Here is a 20,913-nt window from a genome sequence, read left to right as displayed (position 1 = left end):
ATTTGCTGGCTGATGCTGTAGCCATCTTGCATTCAAGGCGGATGATTCCCTGCAATGTTCGACGACTATCTGAGCTGGAAACCCTTTTTTGAGATCGTGCCGATGGCGCATAACGATTGCGCTGACGTTGCCGAGCTTCACACGTCCCGTTTTCCTCAGGCATGGAGCGAGGGCGAGTTTTCCAGTCTCCTATCGCAGAACAGCGTCTTCGGCGCGGTCGCGCGCCAGACCAACGCGTTTTTCAGCCAGCCGCTTGGCGGCTTCGTGTTGTCGCGCGAAGCGGGCGGAGAAGCTGAAATTCTGACCGTTGCCGTCAGCGACAAATTTGCCGGTGCCGGGCTTGGATGGCGCTTGATGCAGGCTGCCATGCGCGAAGCGCTGATGCGCGGTGCCGAAACCATGTTTCTTGAGGTGGATGGCGCCAACGGGCCTGGCGTGCATCTTTACCGCAAGCTTGGCTTCACGACGGTCGCGGAACGCAAAGCCTATTACACGGCCAAGGATGGGACGAAATCCACAGCGCTTGTCATGCGGCGCGATCTTCGATAGTTCCGGTGACATTGAAACTCTCTGCCGCCAGTATGGCGGACCAACGACGCATCCAAAGGCCTGATTATCGTGGTAGACCTTTCGAAAACACTTGAAGACATCTGTGCGGAGCGCGGCATGCGCATGACCGACCAGCGGCGGGTCATTGCTCGCGTTCTTCAGGAGTCGGAAGACCATCCGGATGTGGAGGAGCTTTATCGCCGCTCATCCGCGGTCGATCCGAAGATTTCGATCTCTACCGTCTATCGCACCGTCAAGCTGTTTGAAGACGCAGGCATTATCGAGCGCCACGATTTCCGCGATGGCCGTTCGCGCTACGAGACCGTGCCTGAAGAGCATCACGATCATCTGATCGACCTGAAGAACGGCGTGGTGATCGAGTTCCGTTCTGCCGAAATCGAAGCCTTGCAGGAAAAGATCGCCCGCGAGCATGGGTTCAAGCTCGTCGATCACCGTCTCGAACTCTACGGCGTTCCGCTGAAACCGGAAGAGCGTTGAGGCGACGATCCATGGCCACGAAGCGGAGGCGGCGATGACGTGGCTTCGGATTGCCTATGCGGTTTTCGTTCTTTCCATTGTCACCGTGGCGCTGTTGCCCCTGCAATTGCTCGGGCTCTGGCTAGACTTACCGATCCGCCGCCGGATACCGCGCATATGGCATCGGTTCGCCTGTCGATCGATTGGCATCAAGGTCCATGTCCACGGCGCCCTCGAGACCGAAAGACCTTTGCTCCTGATCGCCAATCACGTGTCCTGGAAGGACATCCTGGTGCTGGGCAGCGTTGCGGATGTCGCCTTCATCGCCAAGACCGAAGTGCGCGACTGGCCGATTTTTGGCAAGCTGGCGCGCCTGCAGAAAACCGTCTTCGTCACTCGCGAACAGAAACGCAGCGCAGGCGTGCAGGTGAACGAGATCGCCGAAAGGCTTGCGGGCGGTGAGATCATCGTGCTCTTTCCCGAAGGCACGACATCGGATGGTAATCGGCTTTTACCAATCAAGTCCTCGTTGTTCGGCGCAGCATCCAGTGCCGCCGACCAGGTGCCGAGCAACCTCGTTCATGTGCAGCCGGTGGCTATTGCCTATACCGGTATCCAGGGCATGGCGATGGGACGTTACCACAGACCGGTTGCCGCCTGGCCGGGCAGTATTGGCTTGCTGCCGTCACTGGCGGGTCTCGTAAAGGCCGGGGCGATCGAGGTTGACGTCACCTTCGGGGAGGCGATCCCCTTTGCCAAGGGCGACAATCGCAAGGCGCTCAGCCTCGAAGCCACCAAGGCACTTCGCAACATGCTAAATTTCAGCCTGCGCGGCGGTTGGCGAAAGCCGCGATAGGGCTTGAATGTCCGCATTGAGGACCTGCGCGCGCCGGTTTCTCGCATTTTTCTATTTAATTGGTGCGCGAAAATCATTAGATACGCGCCATGACCCAGGACACGCTCGGCCTCGACGCCACCACGACCGCTTTGGCTCAAGCAGCCAACAGCCGCAAGGTCTTTATCAAGACCTATGGCTGTCAGATGAACGTCTACGATTCCGTCCGCATGAGCGATGCTCTGGCAAAGGATGGCTACGTTCAGACAGAGGATATGGGCGAGGCGGATCTCGTTCTGCTCAATACCTGTCACATCCGGGAAAAGGCGGCGGAGAAGGTCTATTCCGCGCTTGGGCGTCTGCGCGACATGAAAAAGTTGCGCGAGGAAGAGGGCCGCGAATTCGTCATCGGCGTCGCCGGTTGTGTGGCCCAGGCCGAAGGCGAAGAGATACTGCGCCGTGCGCCCGCCGTCGATGTCGTCATCGGCCCGCAGACCTATCATCGCCTGCCGCAGGCGCTTGCCCGCGTTCGCGATGGCGAGCGGGTGATCGAGACCGATTATGCGGTCGAAGACAAGTTTGAGCATCTGCCGGTGGCCGAGAAGGCAAAGCTTCGCTCGCGCGGTGTGACGGCGTTTCTCACCGTTCAGGAAGGCTGTGACAAGTTCTGCACCTTCTGCGTAGTCCCTTACACCCGAGGCTCCGAGGTCTCCCGGCCTGTCAGCCAGATCCTCGACGAGGCGATGAAGCTCGTGGATGCCGGAGTGCGTGAAATCACGCTTCTTGGGCAGAACGTCAACGCATGGCGCTCGACGGGTCCGAAAGGCGAGCAATGGGGGCTGGCAGAGCTTCTCTATCGCCTGGCCGAAATTCCCGGTCTTGCACGCCTGCGCTACACGACGAGCCACCCACGCGACATGGATGACCGTCTGATCGAGGCGCATCGCGATCTACGTGCCCTGATGCCCTATCTACATCTGCCCGTACAGGCAGGGTCCGATCGCATTTTGAAAGCCATGAACCGCCGCCATACCGGCGATGAATATTTGAGGCTGATCGAAAGAATTCGTGGCGCCCGCCCTGATATCGCCATGTCCGGCGATTTTATTGTCGGCTTCCCCGGCGAGTCGGATCAGGACTTCGAAGACACGCTCGCCATGGTGGGAGCGGTGAAATACGCGCAGGCCTTCTCGTTCAAATATTCGACGCGCCCAGGGACGCCGGGCGCCGATCTGACCGATCAGGTGCCGGAAGATGTGAAGGCCGAGCGGCTTGAAAGACTACAGGCGCTGCTGTTGAAACAGCAGAACGACTTTGCCCAGTCGCTCGTTGGAAAGACCATGGACGTCTTGCTGGAAAAGCCCGGTCGTATGCCCGGACAGCTGATCGGCCGGTCTCCGTGGCTTCAGTCTGTAAATCTTGATGCAAACGACATGAAAATCGGTGACATTATTCATGTACGAATCACTGCGACCGGTCCAAACAGCTTGTTTGCCGAGGTGGCATAGAGTTAGAGTTGGGAACCGGAACTGACCTCGGACAGGAGCCTGACCGCTTGAACGCACACGAATTGGTCTCACCTTCATCGCGCCAGCCACGCTCACCCGCGACCGACGCCAATCACTTCGTCCTCACGTTCGAGAATAACAGAATAGCAGGAGAGCTATTCGGTCAGTTCGATCAAAACCTGAAATTGCTGGAGCAGCGGCTCAACATCGATGCCCGCCCACGCGGCAATTCAGTCGCGATTACGGGCGACATGGTTGCGACCAACCAGGCCCGGCGCGCGCTGGATTTTCTCTATCAGCGCCTGTTGAAGGGTGGCACAGCCGAACTTTCCGATGTCGAAGGTGCAATCCGCATGGCGGTCGCAGCAGACGACCAGTTGACCCTGCCAACGATGGAGCGCAAAGCTAAAGTGTCGATGGCCCAGATTTCCACCCGCAAGAAGACAATCGCTGCCCGCACGCCGACACAGGATGTCTATATGCGGGCGCTGGAACAGTCTGAACTCGTCTTCGGTGTCGGCCCAGCCGGTACCGGCAAGACCTATCTGGCCGTCGCCCATGCCGCACAGCTTCTGGAGCGCGGCGCGGTGGATCGTATCGTTCTGTCTCGACCAGCCGTCGAAGCGGGCGAGCGTCTGGGCTTCCTGCCGGGCGACATGAAGGAAAAGGTCGATCCCTATCTTCGTCCGCTCTATGACGCGCTTTACGACATGATGCCAGGCGATAAGGTGGAGCGTGCCATCCAGGCAGGCGTCATCGAAATCGCGCCGCTCGCCTTCATGCGTGGCCGCACGCTCGCCAATGCTGCCGTTATCCTCGATGAGGCGCAGAACACCACGACCATGCAGATGAAGATGTTCCTGACGCGTCTTGGTGAAAACGGTCGCATGATCGTGACCGGTGATCCGAGCCAAGTGGATCTTCCGCGTGGCGTAAAATCCGGTCTGGTAGAGGCCCTGCAAATCCTCGGTGATGTTGAAGGCGTCTCCGTCGTTCGCTTCAAGGACGTCGATGTCGTGCGTCACCCGATGGTGGCGCGTATCGTCAAGGCCTATGAATCGCACACGGCTGTGCCGGATGAGAGCCTTCCGAGACAGGGTTACTGAAGCCGAGACGATGACGGTTCTGGATATTCAAATCTCTGTCGAGGCGGATGACTGGTCCTCGGAGGAAGAGCTTTTTGCCTTCAGCACCAAAGTGCTGGAGGCCACCGTCTCCTATCTGAGAAAAGAAGAGCAGCAGCCGTTCCCCGGCATCCCGGTAGAGGTGTCGCTGGTTTTCACCGATGACGCTGCGATCAAGGACATAAATGCGCAGTGGCGCAGCAAGGATAAGGCGACGAACGTCCTGTCTTTTCCTGCCTTTCCCCTGGAGCCGGGCGGGATGCCGGGGCCGATGCTTGGCGACATCGTTATTGCACATGAAACTGTCATGCGCGAAGCCCTTGATCTTGAGAAGAGTTTCGAGGATCATTTGACCCATCTGCTGGTGCATGGATGTCTGCATCTCTTTGGTTATGACCATATGGAAACCGAAGAGGCGGAAGAAATGGAAGGTCTTGAGACTCGCATTCTGGCGTCTCTTGGCCTATCTGACCCTTACGCGGGCCAGGAACCGCTTTGATCGAACTGTTTGGGACAATGAACGAACATTCTGCAAGACCGCCCCAAGAGGGCAAAGACGCCGGGGAACAATCCTCATCGGAGGAGGGCAGTAGTCCGTTACGACAGGACTACCAAGCAAAGCCCCGCTCCTCCATCTGGTCGAGAATTTCCCGGATATTGAAGCCGTCGCAGGGCGAGCGTCTTCGTGAAGACCTGACCGATGCGCTGATGACCGATACCGATATCGGCGCTGCCTTTACGCCCGACGAGCGGGCGATGCTGAACAATATTCTCCGCTTCAGAGAAGTCCGGGTCGAGGACATCATGATCCCCCGCGTCGATATAGACGGGCTCGATCAGGAGACCACGATCGGTGAAGCGATGATCCGCTTCGAGGCGACGGGCCGCTCCCGCATGCCGGTCTATGACGAGACGCTCGACGATCCCAAGGGCATGATCCACATTCGTGATCTTCTGTCCTATGTGGGCAAGCAGGCACGCAACAAGCGCCGCGGCGGCACGCGCACGCCTGCCAATGGTGAGGCTAAGGCGACGCGCACACCCCGCTCCAACTTCGATCTCTCCCGCGTCGATCTCGAAACGACGTTGGCCGAAGCCGGGATCATTCGCAAGATCCTGTTCGCGCCACCCTCCATGCTTGCATCCGATCTCTTGAAGACCATGCAGGCGCAACGCACCCAGCTCGCGGTGATTATCGACGAATATGGCGGCACCGATGGGCTCGTCTCCCACGAAGACATTGTGGAGATGGTGATTGGCGACATCGACGATGAGCACGACAAGGACGAGGCCATGTTCGTTCGTGTCTCGTCCGACGTTCTGATTGCAGATGCGCGCATCGAACTGATGGAGCTGGCTGAGGCGATCGGCCCCGAGTTCGACGTCCGTGAGCATGTCGAGGAGATCGACACGCTGGGCGGTCTCGTTTTCTTCGCGCTCGGTCGCATCCCGTCCAAGGGCGAGATCGTTCGCGCCGTTCCAGGCTTCGAGTTCCACATTCTCGATGCCGACAGCAGGCGCATCAAGCGCGTCCGCATCCGTCGCGATGAATCGTCGATGGGCGAGGACGATCAAGCTCCGGCCGCAGTGGTGACAGGCGAGATGATCGCACTTCCGGCACCGTCCGCTAATTCCGATAAGGCCGCTGTGTAACGGCTTCGCTCCTTGGTCGCTGCGGCACGGGGAGCGCCGCGCGTTGTTGGTACGCACGCAAGACGCTCTGAAGCGTATTACGTGCTTGCACGCTGACTAGACGTTGAATCTCTGGATCCATGTATCGGCCCGAAAATCGCTTCCGATTTTCGGGCCGATACCGTCTTGCCTGTAAGGATTGTGATCTGTGCAGGCCCGGCAAGGTTGCGCTGTGGACGTTCGTTTTGTTTTGAAGTAAGCCGGAAATGCAGGCCGTATAATTGTTCGGCGTCCGGCAAACGAAGTGCGATCAGCGGGCTTTCGCGCTGGCCGGATTTTGGAGGCAAGTCAGTTCTGGTATCCGCTTCTCGTCTTGCGTCATTGAACGGTGCCCTTCAAGGAGATTGATACTGCATGGAGCGGCTCGCGGGCACGATCATGTTGAGCAGTGGCTTCAACCGGATTCTCATTGCTTTGATAGCGGGCGCCATCGGCGCGCTTGCCCTGCCTCCCGTCGGGTTTTTCGCCAGCCTCTTTGTCTCTTTCACCCTCTTGGTCTGGTTGATAGACGGCACCACGGGAAGCCCTGATGGTGGTCTGCTTTCGCGCACGTTCAAGGTATTTCTGCTCGGTTGGATATTCGGTCTCGGCTATTTCGTGGCAGGCCTCTGGTGGCTTGGAAATGCCTTGCTGCTCGAAGCGGATGAGTTTGCCTGGGCACTGCCGCTGGCGATCCTGGGTCTGCCAGCCTTGCTCGCGCTCTTCTACGGCCTTGCTGTCATGATGGCCAATAGTCTCTGGTCCGATGGCTGGGGCAGGATCGCCGCTCTTTCTGCATCCTTCGGACTGGCCGAGTGGCTGCGAAGCTTTGTCGCCACGGGCTTTCCCTGGAACGCGGTCGGTTACGGTATTATGCCTGTACCGTTGATGATGCAGACCTCCAACCTGATCGGTATCTTTGGCATGTCGATGCTGGCGGTCTTCATCTTTTCCAGCCCGGCACTGCTTGGAACCCGTCGAGGCATGGTGTCAGGTCTATCGCTTGCGTTTCTGCTTCTGGCGGGACATGTAGGCTACGGCCTTTACCGCATGCATCAGCCATTGCCGGAGATTGCTGACGCAACCACGATCCGCATCGTTCAGCCCGGCATCGATCAGTCGCGCAAGATGCTGAATGCCGATCGCGTTGAAATCTTTCAAGAGCATTTGCGTCTCTCCGCACTGCCGCCATCACCGGGCAAGAAGCGACCGGATATCATCGTCTGGCCGGAAACCTCCGTCCCGTTCATTCTGACCCAGAACCCGGATCAGCTGGAAGAAATCGCCAAGACGCTGGACGACGGCCAGATTCTACTGACGGGCGCCGTGCGAATGGAGGATGCCGGCGCTGGTCATCCACCGCGATACTATAATTCCGTCTATGCCGTGGATGGTCAGGGGCAAATCATTGGAGCGACGGACAAGGTTCATCTCGTCCCCTTCGGCGAGTATGTGCCGTTCGAGGATGTATTGCACCGCCTCGGCATTGAGAATCTCATAAGCTTGCCAGGTGGCTTCTCGCCGGCGCTCAGCCGAACCCCAATCACATTGCCGTCGGGAAAGAAGTTCTACTCCTTTATCTGCTATGAAATCATCTTTCCCGATGATGTGCCGGCGGATATCGCCTCTTCCGAAGCGATCCTGAATGTCACCAATGATGGATGGTTCGGTGACACACCTGGGCCCTATCAACACTTCCAGCAGGCAAGAGTGAGAGCGGTCGAAACGGGTCTGCCAGTGATTCGCGCCGCTAACACTGGCATTTCCGCCATGATTGACCCGTTAGGTGGTATCGAGGCTGGTCTTGACTACGGTCAAAAGGGCATAATCGATACGACCTTAAGTGGTGCGGCCATCGACGCATTGAATGGCGAAGCCCGCAAAACGAACTTTTGGTTGTTCTTTATAACAATGTTCGCAATCGCTTTGATTTCTCGGTATGGTTTAGCTGGTCGCAAGAATTGACCCAAAACCCCTGAAATTGCATAGTGTGATTGTGGGGTAGTACAACGCATGTGATATGACGGCGTGTTGCACTGATCTAAGCCACAAGGCTTTTCGTTAAGGTGTAACAAGCCACCGACAACAGGATGTCAGGACTAACATATGACCGAAAATAAGAAGAAGCCGAACCCGATCGACATTCACGTCGGAAGCCGCATCCGGCTGCGCCGCACGATGCTTGGCATGAGCCAGGAAAAGCTGGGAGAAAGCCTCGGAATTACCTTTCAGCAGATTCAGAAATACGAGAAGGGCACCAATCGCGTTGGCGCCAGCCGTCTTCAAAACATTTCAGCCATCCTGAACGTACCGGTTTCCTTCTTCTTCGAAGACGCGCCGGGAGAACAGTCTGCCTCTGCCTCCAGTTCTGCGGAGGCATCGAGCTCCAACTATGTGGTTGATTTCCTGTCTTCTTCCGAAGGGCTGCAGCTGAACCGCGCCTTTGTGAAGATCAACGATCCCAAGGTACGCCGTCGCATTGTCGACCTGGTCAAAGCACTCGCTGCTGAGGGCGACGCTGACTAAGCTCCATACATTAGCTTAGTACATTTTGAACGGCCCTACGGGGCCGTTTTTTATTGTCTGTTAGGAACAATGGAATATCGATATAAAGATATATTTATGTCGTTCTGTCCTTGTTTTTTTGTCGTAGAATGACTAACACAACGCTCAGTCACGTTCTTTGAGGGGAATCCCGCATGCGCGCCAACTACCTGTTCACCAGCGAATCCGTTGCTGAAGGTCACCCAGACAAGGTTTGCGACCGAATTTCCGATGAAATCGTCGATCTGATTTATCGTGAAGCGTCCAAGACCGGCGTTGACCCATGGACCGTCCGCATCGCCTGCGAGACACTCGCCACCACCAACCGCGTGATCATTGCGGGCGAAGTGCGCGTTCCCGATACGCTGCTGAAGAAGGATAAGGATGGCAACGTCGTCAAGGATGCCGCTGGCCATCCGATGATCAACCCTTCCAAGTTTAAGTCCGCAGCGCGCAAGGCCATCCGCGACATTGGCTACGAGCAGGACGGCTTCCATTGGAAGACGGCGAAGATCGACGTGCTGCTGCATCCGCAGTCTGCCGATATCGCCCAAGGCGTCGATAACGCCTCCGACAAGCAGGGCGACGAAGGTGCTGGCGACCAGGGCATCATGTTTGGTTACGCTTGCAAGGAAACGCCGGACCTTATGCCGGCGCCGATCTATTATTCTCACCGCATCCTTCAGCTGCTCGCCAACGCCCGCAAGAGCGGTGAAGGCGAAGCGGCCAAGCTCGGCCCCGACGCAAAGAGCCAGGTGACCGTCCGCTATGTAGACGGCAAGGCCGCTGAAGCCGTGTCCATCGTGCTCTCCACTCAGCATCTCGACGCTAGCTGGGATTCCAAGAAGGTTCGCGCAGTCGTCGAACCTTACATCCGCGAAGCGCTTGGCGATCTGAAGATTGCCGATGACTGCAAGTGGTACATCAACCCGACGGGCAAGTTCGTCATCGGCGGTCCTGATGGTGACGCCGGCCTGACTGGCCGCAAGATCATCGTTGATACCTATGGTGGCGCAGCACCTCACGGCGGTGGCGCATTCTCCGGCAAGGACACCACCAAGGTCGACCGTTCTGCAGCCTACGCCGCGCGTTATCTGGCTAAGAATGTGGTTGCTGCCGGTCTCGCCGACCGCTGTACCATTCAGCTGTCCTACGCCATCGGTGTGGCTCAGCCGCTGTCGGTCTATGTCGATCTGCACCAGACGGGCAAGGTCAGTGAAGACGAAGTCGAAGCCGCCATCCGTAAGGTTATGGACCTGTCGCCATCGGGCATCCGTCGTCACCTGGACCTCAACAAGCCGATCTATGCAAAGACCGCATCCTATGGCCATTTTGGCCGCAAGGCTGGCCGCGACGGTTCCTTCTCCTGGGAGAAGATCGACCTCGTCAAGCCGCTCAAGGAAGCGCTCAAAGCCGCTTGAGCCCAACGGTTCGAAACATAGCTTCCCTTACTCCGGCCTTGCCATGGGCGAGTGTTTGGGGGATAGGTCTGAAAACTTTGAAACCCGCGCAATACCGATGAAACGGTAAGGTGCGGGTTCATCTATTTTGCTTGAGAGAGTTCACTATGACGGAAGAGCGGCGTTCACGATCGACGGAAGCGTTCTATGGCAGGCGCAAGGGCAAGCCGTTGCGCAACCAGCAGGTAGAGAGCATCGAGAGCCTTCTGCCGTTGCTGAAAGTCGATCTTGCAACACCCGCGCCCAGGCCGCTTGCCGCACTGTTTCCGGCTGACGTCAAATCCATTCGTCTCGAAATCGGCTTTGGCGGTGGCGAGCATTTGGTTCATCGCGCCGCTGAAAATCCGTCGACGGGTTTCATCGGCGTCGAACCTTTCGTCAATTCCATGGCGAAGCTTCTCGGTGCGGTCAAAGAGCGGGAACTGATGAACATCCGCCTCTATGACGACGATGCCACTCAACTGCTGGACTGGCTTCCGGATGCGAGCATCGATCACATCGATCTGCTGTATCCGGACCCCTGGCCGAAGAAGAAGCATTGGAAGCGTCGCTTCGTCTCGGACGTCAATCTGGCCCGCTTCCATCGTGTGCTGAAGCCCGAGGGCAAGTTCTGCTTTGCCTCTGACATCGATACCTACATCAACTGGACGCTGCAGCACTGCGCCCGCCATGGCGGCTTCGAGTGGACGGCCAAGACCTCCGTTGACTGGCTGACACCCTATGACAACTGGCCGGGAACGCGCTACGAGAACAAGGCCAAGCGCGAGGGGCGAAGCTCCGCCTACCTCACCTTCCTTAAAGTCTGATCTCAGGCTTTTAGAATCGCTGGTCCCGTCGCGCTATATTGCTCGAGCAATTTGTCTGGCACGTCGGCATCCACGACGATGGTCGCAATCTCTTCCAATGACAGGATGAGATAGGGCGATGCCGCGCCGATCTTGTCCTGCGTCGCAACCAGGATCGTCTCGGCGGATTGTCGGGCAATGAGCCTCTTGATTGCCGCTTCTTCGCGGTTTCCCGTCGTGGCGCCGGTCTCGGGATGGATACCGGTTGCTCCCAGGAAAAACAGATCGGCGCGAATGCCGGAAATGGCCTCGGCGCTTGCCGCACCCATTGACACGATCGAGTGCTTGAAAAGCCGCCCGCCAATCAACTCCACCTCGACCGATGGATGTTGCGCCAGTTCGACGGCAATGCTCGGACTATGGGTGATGATCGTCGACTCCAGTTTCGGTGGCAGATTGCGGGCAAGCTGGAGATTGGTAGTGCCGCCGTCGAGAAAGACGATCTGTCCCGGCTTAATCAATCCGGCTGCTGCCCGGCCAAGCTTCTCCTTGGCGGAGGACGCCATCTGTTCGCGCACATGATAATCGGCAATGGCGGGTGAAGATGGCAGCGCCCCTCCGTGGACCCGTTGCAACAAACCGTCTTTCGCCAGTTCGCGCAGATCGCGGCGAATCGTATCCTCGGAGACGCCGAGTTCTTCCGCGAAGCTCTTTGCAACGATCCTGCCATCTCGCCTTAGAACGTTCTGGATGAGGGTCTTGCGTTCCAATGTCAGCACTAACTCAATCCTATTGCACGAAATTTCTTGACTCTGCACGAAAATACACGAAATTGCTCGTACGTCCAAGATTCATCGGGTCTAGCCGCAGGGAAAACTTCATGAGTATCGCGCATCGCATTAAGGTGGAGGACGTTCAGATCCTTTCCAATGATTGGTATCTCCTCAAGAAGACGACTTTCTCCTTCTTGCGAGAAGATGGCACATGGCAGAAGCAATCGCGGGAAACCTATGATCGCGGCAATGGCGCGACGATCCTTCTCTACGATTTAGCACGCCGCACGGTGATCCTGACGAAACAGTTCCGCTATCCGGCCTTCGTTAACGGCCATGACGAGCTTCTCATCGAAACCCCGGCGGGCCTTCTGGACAATGCAGAGCCGGAGGCGCGGATCCGCGCAGAGACGGAGGAAGAGACGGGCTTCATGGTCCGCGATGTCCGTCAGGTCTTCGATGCCTTCATGAGCCCCGGATCCGTTACCGAGCGGCTACATTTCTTCGTCGGCGAATATCAACCGGGAGACAGAACCTCAGCCGGTGGCGGTAATGTCGAAGAGGGCGAAGAGATCGGCGTCATGGAAATGGGGATAGACGATGCGCTGGCGATGATCGTCTCCGGTACCATTCGCGATGGCAAGACGATCATGCTGCTGCAATATGCGGCGCTCAATCTGTTCAAGGACGCTTGATCGGACGATGCCGGCAGTTGCCCACATTTGCTTGGCACCCGCCGCTCTTGATCCGTTACAACTTTTGATCCACTTCGGCGGCGACGGGAATAGAGGGTTGGGCGCCTTCACGAGTGCAAGCCAGCGAACCGGCAACCGCCGCACGGCGCAAGGCCTTTTCGAAGTCCATTCCGGCATCGAGACTTGCAGCGAGATAGCCGCAGAACGTATCGCCTGCACCCACAGTATCGACGGGCTCGATCTTGAGGCCCATGGATTTGAAGAGCTTGCCGTTACGAATGGCAATCACACCCTCGGCACCCAGAGTGACGATCAGGGTCTGGCCCGTCTCTTCGTGCAGTGCGGCCAGTTCTTTCTCCCGATCCGCAGCCGAGAGACCGCTCTTGCCGATCAGCAGTTCGAACTCCGTTTCATTGGCGATGACGATCGTCGCAAGTCGTGACAAGCGGGCTGCATCTGCGGTCAAAGGAGCCGTATTGATGATCGTCGTCACGCGCTTGGCTTTCGCAGCTTTCAGTGAAGCCTCGATCGCATCGGCTGGAATTTCAAATTGCAACATCAGCGTATCGCCCTCGGCCATTTCCGAGACAGCGCGCTCGGCATCCTGTGGCGAGACCGTGCCGTTGGCCGCGGGAATGACCGAGATCATGTTCTCGCCGCCCTCACCAATCAGGATAACGGCTGTTCCAGTCGGCTCGGCCACCGTCTTCACCAGCGAGAGATCGGTGCGCGCATCACGCAGCAGCGTAAGTGCGGGGGCTGCAAAGGTATCGTCACCAATGGCACCCGCCATCTTCACGTCCGCCCCGGCGCGACTCGCCGCAAGCGCCTGATTGGCACCCTTGCCGCCAGCTGCCGTGGAAAAGCTTTTGCCGGTGACCGTCTCGCCCGGCTTCGGCAAGCGTTCGGAGGTGGCGACGAGATCCATGTTGATGGAGCCGAAAACAGTAATCATGCGAGGCTGATCCAAAGGACGAAGTTGATATAGTCGGATATTGCTACAGCATCGGTCCGAAAATCGGAAATCGAATTTGCGCTGGCTACGGCCTGTCGCGATCTTTCAGATGCGCTCCCTACGCTTCAGATCCTCTTTTTGCCGTGCCGATTACTCGTCATCCACAATGCGAAGCTTTGCGGCCCCTGCACGGGCTTCAGCAATGCGGCGCTGATGCTCCACCTCTGCATGCGGAAGCTCCGTGGTGCTTGCGGAAAAATCGAGGCTTTCGATCTTGCCGCCACGCGCCAAGACTTTTTCCGACGAGGTCAGCATCATTTCCACGTCCCGCTGGGCCTGGCCGAAATGCGTCTGAAGCTTGCGGGTGCGCTCATCCAAACGTCGCACATCGTCCATCAACAGCGCCACTTCGCCCTGGATCAGGTGAGCTTGCTCGCGCATCCGCTGATCCTTCAACACCGATTGAATGACCTGGACCGACAGCATCAGGAGAGACGGTGACACGATCACCACACGGGCGCGGTGAGCACGCTGCACAAGATACTCGAAATGCTGGTGAATATCGGCAAAGATCGATTCCGACGGCACGAAGATGAAGGCGGTGTCCTGGGTCTCGCCGGCGATCAGATACTTCTCCGCCACATCGCGAATATGAACTTCCATGTCCCGGCGGAACTGCTGGGTCGCAGCGCGCTTTGCCTCCGGCGATTCATCCGCCTTCAAGGCGTTCCAGGCTTCCAGAGGAAATTTCGCGTCGATCACCAGCGACGGCGCATTGTTCGGCATCTTGATGATGCAGTCCGGTCGAAAGCCGTTCGAAAGGGTTGGCTGAAGCTGGTAGGTACCAGAGGGCAGCGCATCGGCAATCAACGCTTCCATGCGGGCCTGTCCAAAGGCGCCGCGTGTCTGCTTGTTGGAAAGGATCGCTTGCAGCCCGATGACGTCCTTTGCGAGGTCTTGGATATTGCCCTGCGCGGCATCGATGACCGCGAGCCGCTCCTGCAGCTTGCTCAGGTTCTCATGTGTTGAGCGGGTCTGTTCGGTCAGCGTTGTTCCGAGACGCTGAGACATGCCATCCAGCCGCTCGTTCAACGTCTGGCTCATCTCGTTCTGTCGTGCGGAGAAGGCCTCTGCCATGGCAGCGATGCGGCCTTGCAGTTCTGTCTGGGTTTTCAGAAGCTCGGTAAGCTCTTCGCGCGGCTGATCCGGTGTTGCCGGTTTGCGCAGGAGGAAGAGGACAGCCACAAGTCCGGCAAAAGCCAGAACGAGCAGCATCGCGCCGATCGAGATACTGACCGTTCCGACGCTGAAAGCCGTTTGACCGAGGGCATTGAGATCGATGTTCATGGCGCAATCTAGCAGAGTTATTCTGATTCGTACAAAACAAGAACATGTCCACGGCGAAAATGAGTCGGCTATCCAGTCTCAGCGTTGAATCGACCGTATTTTTTCGTTTCCTCGGTTGATGAGATGGGTTATGGGAAGCCATGACGATCAAGCCTCTTATCATTTTGCCCGATCCGCTGCTGCGCCAGCAGTCCAAGCCTGTCGAGACTGTGGATTCGGAAATCCAGCGTCTGGCAGACGACATGCTGGAGACCATGTATGACGCGCCGGGAATCGGCCTCGCCGCGATCCAGATTGGCGTTGCCCGCCGTATGCTGGTGATCGACCTGTCGCGCGAAGACGAGGAAAACAAGCCGCAGGTCTTCATCAATCCGGAAATCCTGAAAGTTTCGGATGATGTCTCGACCTATGAAGAGGGCTGCCTCTCCATTCCGGATTACTATGCCGAGGTCGAGCGTCCGGCCTCGCTGACAGTTGGATATATTGATCGCGATGGCAAGCAGCAGACGATAGAGGCCGACGGTCTTCTTGCGACCTGCCTGCAGCATGAAATCGACCATCTGAACGGCGTACTCTTCATCGACCATATCTCGCGTCTGAAGCGCGACATGGTCATCAAGAAATTCACCAAGCTGGCCCGCGCCAAGGTCTGATTCGCCCGGCGAGAGGCCCTTCGATATCAGCAGCAGGGCAGGGGGCAAAAATGGCTCTTCGCATCATATTCATGGGAACGCCGGAGTTTTCGGTCCCTACACTGCGCGCTCTGAAAGAGGCGGGCCACAATGTGGTTGCGGTTTATACCCAGCCGCCGCGCCCAGGCGGACGCCGTGGGCTGGACCTGCAAAAATCCCCTGTGCATCAGGCTGCAGAGCTTTTGGGAATTCCAGTTCTGACCCCGATGAATTTCAAGGCGGACGACGATCGCAAGCAATTTTCCGATTTCGATGCCGATGTTGCCGTGGTTGTCGCCTATGGTCTCCTTCTCCCCGAGGCGATTTTGAATGGTACGCGCCTTGGATGCTACAATGGCCATGCATCGCTTCTGCCGCGCTGGCGGGGTGCCGCCCCCATTCAGCGCGCCATCATGGCAGGCGATGCCGAGACGGGCATGATGGTGATGAAGATGGAAAAGGGGTTGGATACCGGCCCCGTGGCGCTGACAGCGCGTGTCTCCATCGATGAAAACATGACGGCTGGCGAGTTGCATGACGCGCTCATGCTGAAGGGCGCGCGATTGATGCGCGACGCCATGGCAAAGCTCGAAAATGATGATTTGCCGCTCACGGTGCAGGCCGAGGAAGGCGTTGTCTACGCCGCCAAGATCGACAAGGCGGAAACGCGGATCGATTTCTCCCGCCCCTCGCAGGATGTCCACAACCACATTCGCGGTCTGGCGCCTTTTCCAGGCGCCTGGTTTGAACTGGAGATCGGCGGCAAACCCGAACGCGTCAAGGTATTGGCAAGCGAACGAGCAGAGGGCATGGGCGAGGTAGGTTCGGTCTTGGACGATCAATTGACGATTGCCTGTGCCAGTGGGGCGGTCCGTCTCACCAAACTGCAAAAGGCAGGTGGCAAGCCAATGCTGGCCGCAGATTTCCTGCGCGGGACGCCTGTTCCTGTTGGGACGAGGCTGTAGCCGATGGCACGGTTTCGCATGACCGTCGAATATGACGGTACGCCTTACGTTGGCTGGCAGCGGCAGGACAATGGCCGGTCGGTGCAAGGCGCACTGGAAGCGGCGGTTCTTTCACTAACGGGCGAAAAGGTTGGCATTCGTGGCGCCGGCAGAACAGACTCCGGTGTGCATGCGGTTGGTCAAGTCACCCATGTGGACCTGGCGCGTGATTGGCAGCCCTACAAGCTGCGCAACGCGCTCAATGCCCATCTGGCCATGGCAGGCGACGCGGTCTCGGTCCTTGACGTGGAGGCTGTGACGGAGGATTTCGATGCGCGCTTTTCCGCCATTCGTCGCCATTATCTCTATCGTATCATCTCTCGTAAATCGCGCTTAGCGCTGGAGCACAAGCGCGCCTGGTGGGTCTCGAAAGATCTGGACCATCGGGCGATGCATGCAGCCGCACAGATGCTGGTGGGGAGGCATGACTTCACGACCTTCCGCTCCGTTCATTGCCAGGCCAACAGCCCGGTGCGGACGCTGGACCGGCTTGATGTGACGCGTAATGGCGATCTGATCGAGATCCGTGCGACGGCGCAGAGCTTCCTGCACAACCAGATCCGCTCCTTTGCCGGAACGCTGAAGCTGGCAGGCGAGGGCGCCATGACCCCCGACGACGTGCGTGCAGCGCTTGAGGCGCGCGACCGTACGGCCTGCGGTCCTGTTGCTCCGCCGGAAGGCCTCTACTTTATGCAAGTGGATTATCCCGACGTCATACCGCCGCGAATGCCGCCAACAGGAAAGGTCGTTGGCGATACTAAATGACCGCTCAGGCAAACATCTTCACGTCGGATAGACGCCGAGAAAGCGTTGCAACAGTTCCGAGAGGATCATCCCAGGGACAAGCAGTGTCATAACGAGCGCTGTTACCAAGAGCGGTTGATCGCGCACGAAAAACCGCAAAATCCTCGAAAAGGCAAAGACCAGAGAAAGGAGCAGTGCGAACCAGAGGATTGCGACGAGCCCGTGCAATGCGGGCAGGAACAGCGCAATCACGATCAGAAGTGAATAGGCGTAGGAAAAAGGAACGGACAGCCAGTTTGCTACCACGATGATCGCTTGAAATCTGTCACGCACACCGAAAGCCACTAACAAGAGGCCGATCAGGATCAGCGGCACCATCCAGCAGATGGCTTCTACAATGGCGAGACGAACGAAGAAGATCGCACCCGTGCGCACCCCTTCCGGCATCCCGGACAGATAGGCCTCGTGCCACCAGTACCAGGACAGCGCCATGGACGGCAGGCACCACAGGGCGGCGTAGAAGGAGCGCAATATGCCGCGATCGCTGATGTCGAGAAGGCGTAAGCCCTCCTTTTTGCCGAGAAACAGCAACCAGAGACCGCGCAGATAGAAGGCGACTTCGCTACTGGGCGGCATGGCCGAACCAGCGTTCGATGAAGGTTTCATAGATGCGTGTCAGCGTTTCCAGATCGGCGACGGCGACGCGCTCATCGACCATATGCATGGTCTGACCGACAAGGCCAAACTCCACCACCGGGCAGTAATCCTTGATGAAGCGGGCATCCGAGGTGCCGCCAGTCGTGGAGAGCTTCGGCTCCAGACCTGTGACCTCCGCTACCGCACCCGAGAGCGAGGAGATCAGCGCATTGTTGCGCGTCAAGAAGACATGGCTCGGCCGATCGGCCCAGACGATCTCGTAATTGACGGGTGTCCGAGCCGGACGAAGCGCGCCGTCAGCGGCAGCCGCATCCAGACGACGGATGATCTCGGCCCGCAGCGTCTCTGCCGTCCAGGTGTCGTTGAAACGGATATTGAAGGACGCCGTCGCTCTGGCCGGAATGACATTGGTCGCGGCATTCCCCGTGTCGATGGTTGTCACTTCCAGATTGGAAGGCTGAAAATTGTCGGTCCCGCTATCGAAAGGCGGGTCCATTAGCGCGTGCGTCAATTGCAGCATTCCGCGAATGGGATTGTCTGCAAGGTGCGGATAGGCTGCATGGCCCTGTACGCCTTGAACTGTGATGCGGCCCGAAAGCGAGCCGCGGCGACCGATCTTGATCATGTCGCCCAGCTGGTTCGGATTGGTTGGCTCACCGACAACGCACGCATCCCAGCGTTCGCCCTTGGCGGCGGCCCATTCCAGAAGCTTCGAGGTGCCGTTGATCGACGGCCCTTCTTCATCGCCGGTGATTAGAAAGGACACGGAGCCCTTCGGCTTACCATGATTTTCGATGTGACGTGCTATCGCTGCGACGAAGCAGGCGATGCCGCCCTTCATGTCGACGGCGCCACGACCAAACATCTCGCCCCCGGCAATTTCTGCTGCAAAAGGAGGGTGGCTCCACGCGGCTTCGTCACCCACCGGCACGACATCGGTATGGCCCGCAAACATCAGATGCGGTCCATCGGTGCCGAGCCGGGCGTAAAGATTTTCCACGTCCGGCGTGCCGTCTTCTGTGGCCACCACACGATCGACCTCAAAGCCCAGCGGCGAAAGCAACGTTTCGAGCAGGGCAAGCGCCCCGCCTTCTGCCGGCGTTACCGACGGGCAACGGATTAGGCCGGCAAGATTGGAGACGGGATCGGTGGCGTTCATGGGGCTGTCTCTTCTATGCCAGTCTTTTTATTTCAGTCGCGCAGAAGCTCGTTGATACCGGTCTTGGAGCGGGTCTTCTCGTCGACGGTCTTGACGATGACGGCGCAATAGAGGCCTGGGCCAGGCTCGCCATTCGGGAAGGGCTTACCAGGCATCGTGCCAGCAACCACGACGGAATAGGGTGGCACTTCGCCATAAGAGATTTCGCCGGTGGCGCGGTTCACGATCTTGGTGGACTTGCCGATGTAGACGCCCATGCCGAGCACCGAGCCTTCGCGGATGATGCAGCCTTCGACCACTTCCGAACGCGCGCCGATAAAGCAATTGTCTTCGATGATGGTGGGGCCTGCCTGAAGTGGCTCAAGCACGCCCCCAATGCCAACGCCGCCGGAAAGATGAACATGCTTGCCGATCTGGGCGCAGGAGCCGACGGTCGCCCATGTGTCGACCATGGTACCTTCATCGACATAGGCGCCGAGATTGACGAAGGATGGCATCAGCACGACGTTCTTGGCCACATAGGCGGAACGGCGAACGACGGCATTCGGCACGGCGCGGAAGCCTGCCGCGCGGAACTGATTTTCGCCCCAATTCTCGAACTTGGAAGGCACCTTGTCCCACCATGTGGATTCGCCTGGGCCACCGGTGACAATTTCCATATCGTTCAGGCGGAAGGAGAGCAGAACGGCCTTCTTCAGCCACTGGTTTACCTTCCAGTTGCCGCTTGCTTCGCGCTCGGCCACACGTACCTCGCCAGCATCGAGAAGGTTGAGCGAAGTCTCCACCGCATCGCGAATTTCTCCCTTGGTGGAGGTATTCACACCGTCGCGGTTTTCGAATGCGGTTTCGATGATGTTTTCGAGAGTGCCGAGTTCCGAGCTGCTCATGAGAATTCCTTAAACTTCGCTGACTATCGTCATTTTCAGGGAAACATCCGCACCGCTGGCCGGACACGGTCAATTGCTCTAAGCGAGTGTTTCAAGTGCGTCAATGCGATTTGGGCGATTTGACGTCAGCATCGGAAAGGCATGGAAATGGCGAAACTGAAAAACGGCAAGCTGCATCGCAAGGATGGGATTTGGGACCCGCTGAAAAGCAGTTCGGATGACAAGCATCAGGCCGAAGTCATTCCAAAAACACCGCAAAGCTCTTCGCCATCCTACCGTCTTGCCTATACCGATACCGACTTCCTCTGCCGGGAGGAGTTGCGCCCTGTTCGTCTTCAGCTCGAACTGCTGAAAACGGAAATGATCCTCTCCGAACGCGGCATCAAATCCACCGTCGTCATGTTTGGCGGCGCTCGTATTCCTGAGCCCGGCGCTTCCGCATGGGCGGCGCGCAACGAAACCCAGAAGAAGAACCTTGAAGCGGCATCGGTCTATTATGACGAAGCGCGAAAATTCGCCAAGCTTTGTGCCAGTGCCGCAGAGAAACTGGATCATCGCGAATATGTGGTGGTGACCGGGGGCGGCCCCGGTGTGATGGAGGCGGGCAACAGAGGGGCGTCGGAAGCGGGCGCTCCCTCGATCGGTCTCAATATTCTTTTGCCACACGAGCAGGCACCCAACCCTTATGTAACGCCGGAGCTCAGCTTCAACTTCCACTATTTTGCCATTCGCAAGATGCACTTCCTTATGCGCGCCAAGGCCGTCGTCATCTTTCCGGGCGGCTTCGGCACCATGGACGAGCTATTCGAAACCGTAACGCTGATCCAGACCAAGCGCATGGCACCGATCCCGCTCATCCTTTTCGGCAAGGACTTCTGGCATTCGATCATCAATTTCAAGGCATTGGCTGATTTCGGAACCATCGCGCCGGACGATATTGACCTGTTTCACTTCGCCGAGACGGCGGAAGAGGCCTGGAAGATCGTAGCCGATTTCTACGAACTGTAAGAGCTTCCGATCCTCGGAAGGATAAACATCATCTATAAATGCCCGGGCTCGATTGTTTGT

At 57.8% G+C, this 20,913-nt stretch carries 22 protein-coding genes; 16 read left to right on the top strand and 6 right to left on the bottom strand.

Annotated features, from left to right (window positions below; genetic code table 11):
* Window positions 1-54 precede the first annotated feature (54 nt).
* The 11 genes from ACQZ5M_RS06630 (at window position 55) to trmB (ending at window position 10,974) form a co-directional block, all read left to right on the top strand.
* Entirely contained in the window at window positions 55-549 is a 495-nt protein-coding gene (locus ACQZ5M_RS06630; RefSeq protein WP_449079292.1) for a GNAT family N-acetyltransferase, read from the top strand.
* A 69-nt stretch (window positions 550-618) separates the two neighbouring features.
* A complete protein-coding gene (locus tag ACQZ5M_RS06625) occupies window positions 619-1,047 on the top strand; it encodes a Fur family transcriptional regulator (protein WP_296017649.1) in 429 nt (142 codons plus the stop codon).
* Between the two features lie 34 nt (window positions 1,048-1,081).
* Complete coding sequence (gene olsA, locus ACQZ5M_RS06620) at window positions 1,082-1,882, top strand: lyso-ornithine lipid O-acyltransferase (RefSeq protein ID WP_296040768.1); 801 nt, start codon at window positions 1,082-1,084, stop codon at window positions 1,880-1,882.
* 89 nt (window positions 1,883-1,971) lie between these two features.
* The gene (miaB, locus tag ACQZ5M_RS06615; RefSeq protein WP_449079291.1) at window positions 1,972-3,369 is read left to right on the top strand and encodes a tRNA (N6-isopentenyl adenosine(37)-C2)-methylthiotransferase MiaB; all 1,398 of its coding nucleotides are present in this window, start codon (window positions 1,972-1,974) and stop codon (window positions 3,367-3,369) included.
* Between the two features lie 47 nt (window positions 3,370-3,416).
* On the top strand, window positions 3,417-4,475 hold the full coding sequence (locus ACQZ5M_RS06610; protein ID WP_296021378.1) for a PhoH family protein: 1,059 nt from the start codon (window positions 3,417-3,419) through the stop codon (window positions 4,473-4,475).
* Between the two features lie 10 nt (window positions 4,476-4,485).
* Window positions 4,486-4,992 carry an rRNA maturation RNase YbeY gene (gene ybeY, locus ACQZ5M_RS06605; protein WP_449079366.1) on the top strand — a complete coding sequence of 169 codons (507 nt, stop codon included), beginning with the start codon at window positions 4,486-4,488 and terminating at the stop codon, window positions 4,990-4,992.
* A 17-nt stretch (window positions 4,993-5,009) separates the two neighbouring features.
* Complete coding sequence (locus ACQZ5M_RS06600) at window positions 5,010-6,146, top strand: hemolysin family protein (protein ID WP_449079290.1); 1,137 nt, start codon at window positions 5,010-5,012, stop codon at window positions 6,144-6,146.
* Between the two features lie 393 nt (window positions 6,147-6,539).
* Window positions 6,540-8,129 carry an apolipoprotein N-acyltransferase gene (gene lnt / locus ACQZ5M_RS06595; RefSeq protein ID WP_449079289.1) on the top strand — a complete coding sequence of 530 codons (1,590 nt, stop codon included), beginning with the start codon at window positions 6,540-6,542 and terminating at the stop codon, window positions 8,127-8,129.
* A 141-nt stretch (window positions 8,130-8,270) separates the two neighbouring features.
* A complete protein-coding gene (locus ACQZ5M_RS06590) occupies window positions 8,271-8,690 on the top strand; it encodes a helix-turn-helix domain-containing protein (RefSeq protein ID WP_296075373.1) in 420 nt (139 codons plus the stop codon).
* 173 nt (window positions 8,691-8,863) lie between these two features.
* Window positions 8,864-10,129 (top strand): methionine adenosyltransferase, encoded by a 1,266-nt coding sequence (gene metK / locus ACQZ5M_RS06585; protein ID WP_296021384.1) that lies wholly within the window; start codon window positions 8,864-8,866, stop codon window positions 10,127-10,129.
* Between the two features lie 146 nt (window positions 10,130-10,275).
* Window positions 10,276-10,974, top strand: coding sequence for a tRNA (guanosine(46)-N7)-methyltransferase TrmB (trmB, locus tag ACQZ5M_RS06580; protein WP_296021388.1), 699 nt, complete (start codon window positions 10,276-10,278; stop codon window positions 10,972-10,974).
* A gap of 2 nt (window positions 10,975-10,976) precedes the next feature.
* Here the strand turns inward: trmB and ACQZ5M_RS06575 are convergent, their stop codons facing one another.
* Window positions 10,977-11,732, bottom strand: a complete 756-nt coding sequence (locus ACQZ5M_RS06575; protein WP_449079288.1) for a DeoR/GlpR family DNA-binding transcription regulator — start codon at window positions 11,730-11,732, stop codon at window positions 10,977-10,979.
* Window positions 11,733-11,833: 101 nt separating this feature from the next.
* Between ACQZ5M_RS06575 and ACQZ5M_RS06570 the strand changes: the two genes are divergently transcribed.
* On the top strand, window positions 11,834-12,421 hold the full coding sequence (locus ACQZ5M_RS06570) for an NUDIX domain-containing protein (RefSeq protein WP_449079287.1): 588 nt from the start codon (window positions 11,834-11,836) through the stop codon (window positions 12,419-12,421).
* Window positions 12,422-12,476: 55 nt separating this feature from the next.
* On the opposite strand, the gene ACQZ5M_RS06565 is transcribed toward ACQZ5M_RS06570, so the two are convergent.
* The gene (locus tag ACQZ5M_RS06565; RefSeq protein ID WP_296040744.1) at window positions 12,477-13,376 is read right to left on the bottom strand and encodes a ribokinase; all 900 of its coding nucleotides are present in this window, start codon (window positions 13,374-13,376) and stop codon (window positions 12,477-12,479) included.
* A 150-nt stretch (window positions 13,377-13,526) separates the two neighbouring features.
* A complete protein-coding gene (locus ACQZ5M_RS06560) occupies window positions 13,527-14,723 on the bottom strand; it encodes a DNA recombination protein RmuC (protein WP_296021395.1) in 1,197 nt (398 codons plus the stop codon).
* 140 nt (window positions 14,724-14,863) lie between these two features.
* On the opposite strand from ACQZ5M_RS06560, the gene def reads away from it, so the two are divergent.
* The 3 genes from def to truA are packed head-to-tail and all read left to right on the top strand — an operon-like array spanning window position 14,864 to window position 17,163.
* On the top strand, window positions 14,864-15,376 hold the full coding sequence (gene def, locus ACQZ5M_RS06555) for a peptide deformylase (RefSeq protein WP_449079286.1): 513 nt from the start codon (window positions 14,864-14,866) through the stop codon (window positions 15,374-15,376).
* 50 nt (window positions 15,377-15,426) lie between these two features.
* Entirely contained in the window at window positions 15,427-16,359 is a 933-nt protein-coding gene (gene fmt, locus ACQZ5M_RS06550) for a methionyl-tRNA formyltransferase (RefSeq protein ID WP_449079285.1), read from the top strand.
* 3 nt (window positions 16,360-16,362) lie between these two features.
* Window positions 16,363-17,163, top strand: coding sequence for a tRNA pseudouridine(38-40) synthase TruA (truA, locus tag ACQZ5M_RS06545; protein WP_449079284.1), 801 nt, complete (start codon window positions 16,363-16,365; stop codon window positions 17,161-17,163).
* A gap of 18 nt (window positions 17,164-17,181) precedes the next feature.
* On the opposite strand, the gene ACQZ5M_RS06540 is transcribed toward truA, so the two are convergent.
* From ACQZ5M_RS06540 to dapD, 3 genes are read right to left on the bottom strand one after another with little or no spacing between them, the layout of a single operon-like run.
* A complete protein-coding gene (locus ACQZ5M_RS06540) occupies window positions 17,182-17,778 on the bottom strand; it encodes a hypothetical protein (protein ID WP_449079283.1) in 597 nt (198 codons plus the stop codon).
* Window positions 17,765-18,958, bottom strand: a complete 1,194-nt coding sequence (dapE, locus tag ACQZ5M_RS06535; protein WP_449079282.1) for a succinyl-diaminopimelate desuccinylase — start codon at window positions 18,956-18,958, stop codon at window positions 17,765-17,767. Before dapE ends, ACQZ5M_RS06540 begins: the two co-directional genes overlap by 14 nt.
* 32 nt (window positions 18,959-18,990) lie before the next feature.
* Entirely contained in the window at window positions 18,991-19,845 is an 855-nt protein-coding gene (gene dapD / locus ACQZ5M_RS06530) for a 2,3,4,5-tetrahydropyridine-2,6-dicarboxylate N-succinyltransferase (RefSeq protein WP_296021408.1), read from the bottom strand.
* 147 nt (window positions 19,846-19,992) lie between these two features.
* Between dapD and ACQZ5M_RS06525 the strand changes: the two genes are divergently transcribed.
* Window positions 19,993-20,853 (top strand): LOG family protein, encoded by an 861-nt coding sequence (locus ACQZ5M_RS06525; RefSeq protein ID WP_296078420.1) that lies wholly within the window; start codon window positions 19,993-19,995, stop codon window positions 20,851-20,853.
* The last annotated feature ends 60 nt before the right edge of the window (window positions 20,854-20,913 follow it).

It is taken from the genome of Rhizobium sp. 22-785-1 (assembly GCF_053521965.1).
The sequence above is the reverse complement of the archived record's forward strand: the minus strand, read 5'-3'. Positions and strand labels throughout refer to the sequence as shown.

Coding starts and splice junctions, on each gene's coding strand:
- ACQZ5M_RS06630 (WP_449079292.1), top strand. CDS start 55: ATGTTCGACGACTATCTGAGCTGGAAACCCTTTTTTGAGATCGTGCCG.
- olsA (WP_296040768.1), top strand. CDS start 1,082: ATGACGTGGCTTCGGATTGCCTATGCGGTTTTCGTTCTTTCCATTGTC.
- miaB (WP_449079291.1), top strand. CDS start 1,972: ATGACCCAGGACACGCTCGGCCTCGACGCCACCACGACCGCTTTGGCT.
- ybeY (WP_449079366.1), top strand. CDS start 4,486: ATGACGGTTCTGGATATTCAAATCTCTGTCGAGGCGGATGACTGGTCC.
- ACQZ5M_RS06600 (WP_449079290.1), top strand. CDS start 5,010: ATGAACGAACATTCTGCAAGACCGCCCCAAGAGGGCAAAGACGCCGGG.
- lnt (WP_449079289.1), top strand. CDS start 6,540: ATGGAGCGGCTCGCGGGCACGATCATGTTGAGCAGTGGCTTCAACCGG.
- ACQZ5M_RS06590 (WP_296075373.1), top strand. CDS start 8,271: ATGACCGAAAATAAGAAGAAGCCGAACCCGATCGACATTCACGTCGGA.
- metK (WP_296021384.1), top strand. CDS start 8,864: ATGCGCGCCAACTACCTGTTCACCAGCGAATCCGTTGCTGAAGGTCAC.
- trmB (WP_296021388.1), top strand. CDS start 10,276: ATGACGGAAGAGCGGCGTTCACGATCGACGGAAGCGTTCTATGGCAGG.
- ACQZ5M_RS06570 (WP_449079287.1), top strand. CDS start 11,834: ATGAGTATCGCGCATCGCATTAAGGTGGAGGACGTTCAGATCCTTTCC.
- ACQZ5M_RS06565 (WP_296040744.1), bottom strand. CDS start 13,376: ATGATTACTGTTTTCGGCTCCATCAACATGGATCTCGTCGCCACCTCC.
- ACQZ5M_RS06560 (WP_296021395.1), bottom strand. CDS start 14,723: ATGAACATCGATCTCAATGCCCTCGGTCAAACGGCTTTCAGCGTCGGA.
- def (WP_449079286.1), top strand. CDS start 14,864: ATGACGATCAAGCCTCTTATCATTTTGCCCGATCCGCTGCTGCGCCAG.
- fmt (WP_449079285.1), top strand. CDS start 15,427: ATGGCTCTTCGCATCATATTCATGGGAACGCCGGAGTTTTCGGTCCCT.
- truA (WP_449079284.1), top strand. CDS start 16,363: ATGGCACGGTTTCGCATGACCGTCGAATATGACGGTACGCCTTACGTT.
- ACQZ5M_RS06540 (WP_449079283.1), bottom strand. CDS start 17,778: ATGCCGCCCAGTAGCGAAGTCGCCTTCTATCTGCGCGGTCTCTGGTTG.
- dapE (WP_449079282.1), bottom strand. CDS start 18,958: ATGAACGCCACCGATCCCGTCTCCAATCTTGCCGGCCTAATCCGTTGC.
- dapD (WP_296021408.1), bottom strand. CDS start 19,845: ATGAGCAGCTCGGAACTCGGCACTCTCGAAAACATCATCGAAACCGCA.
- ACQZ5M_RS06525 (WP_296078420.1), top strand. CDS start 19,993: ATGGCGAAACTGAAAAACGGCAAGCTGCATCGCAAGGATGGGATTTGG.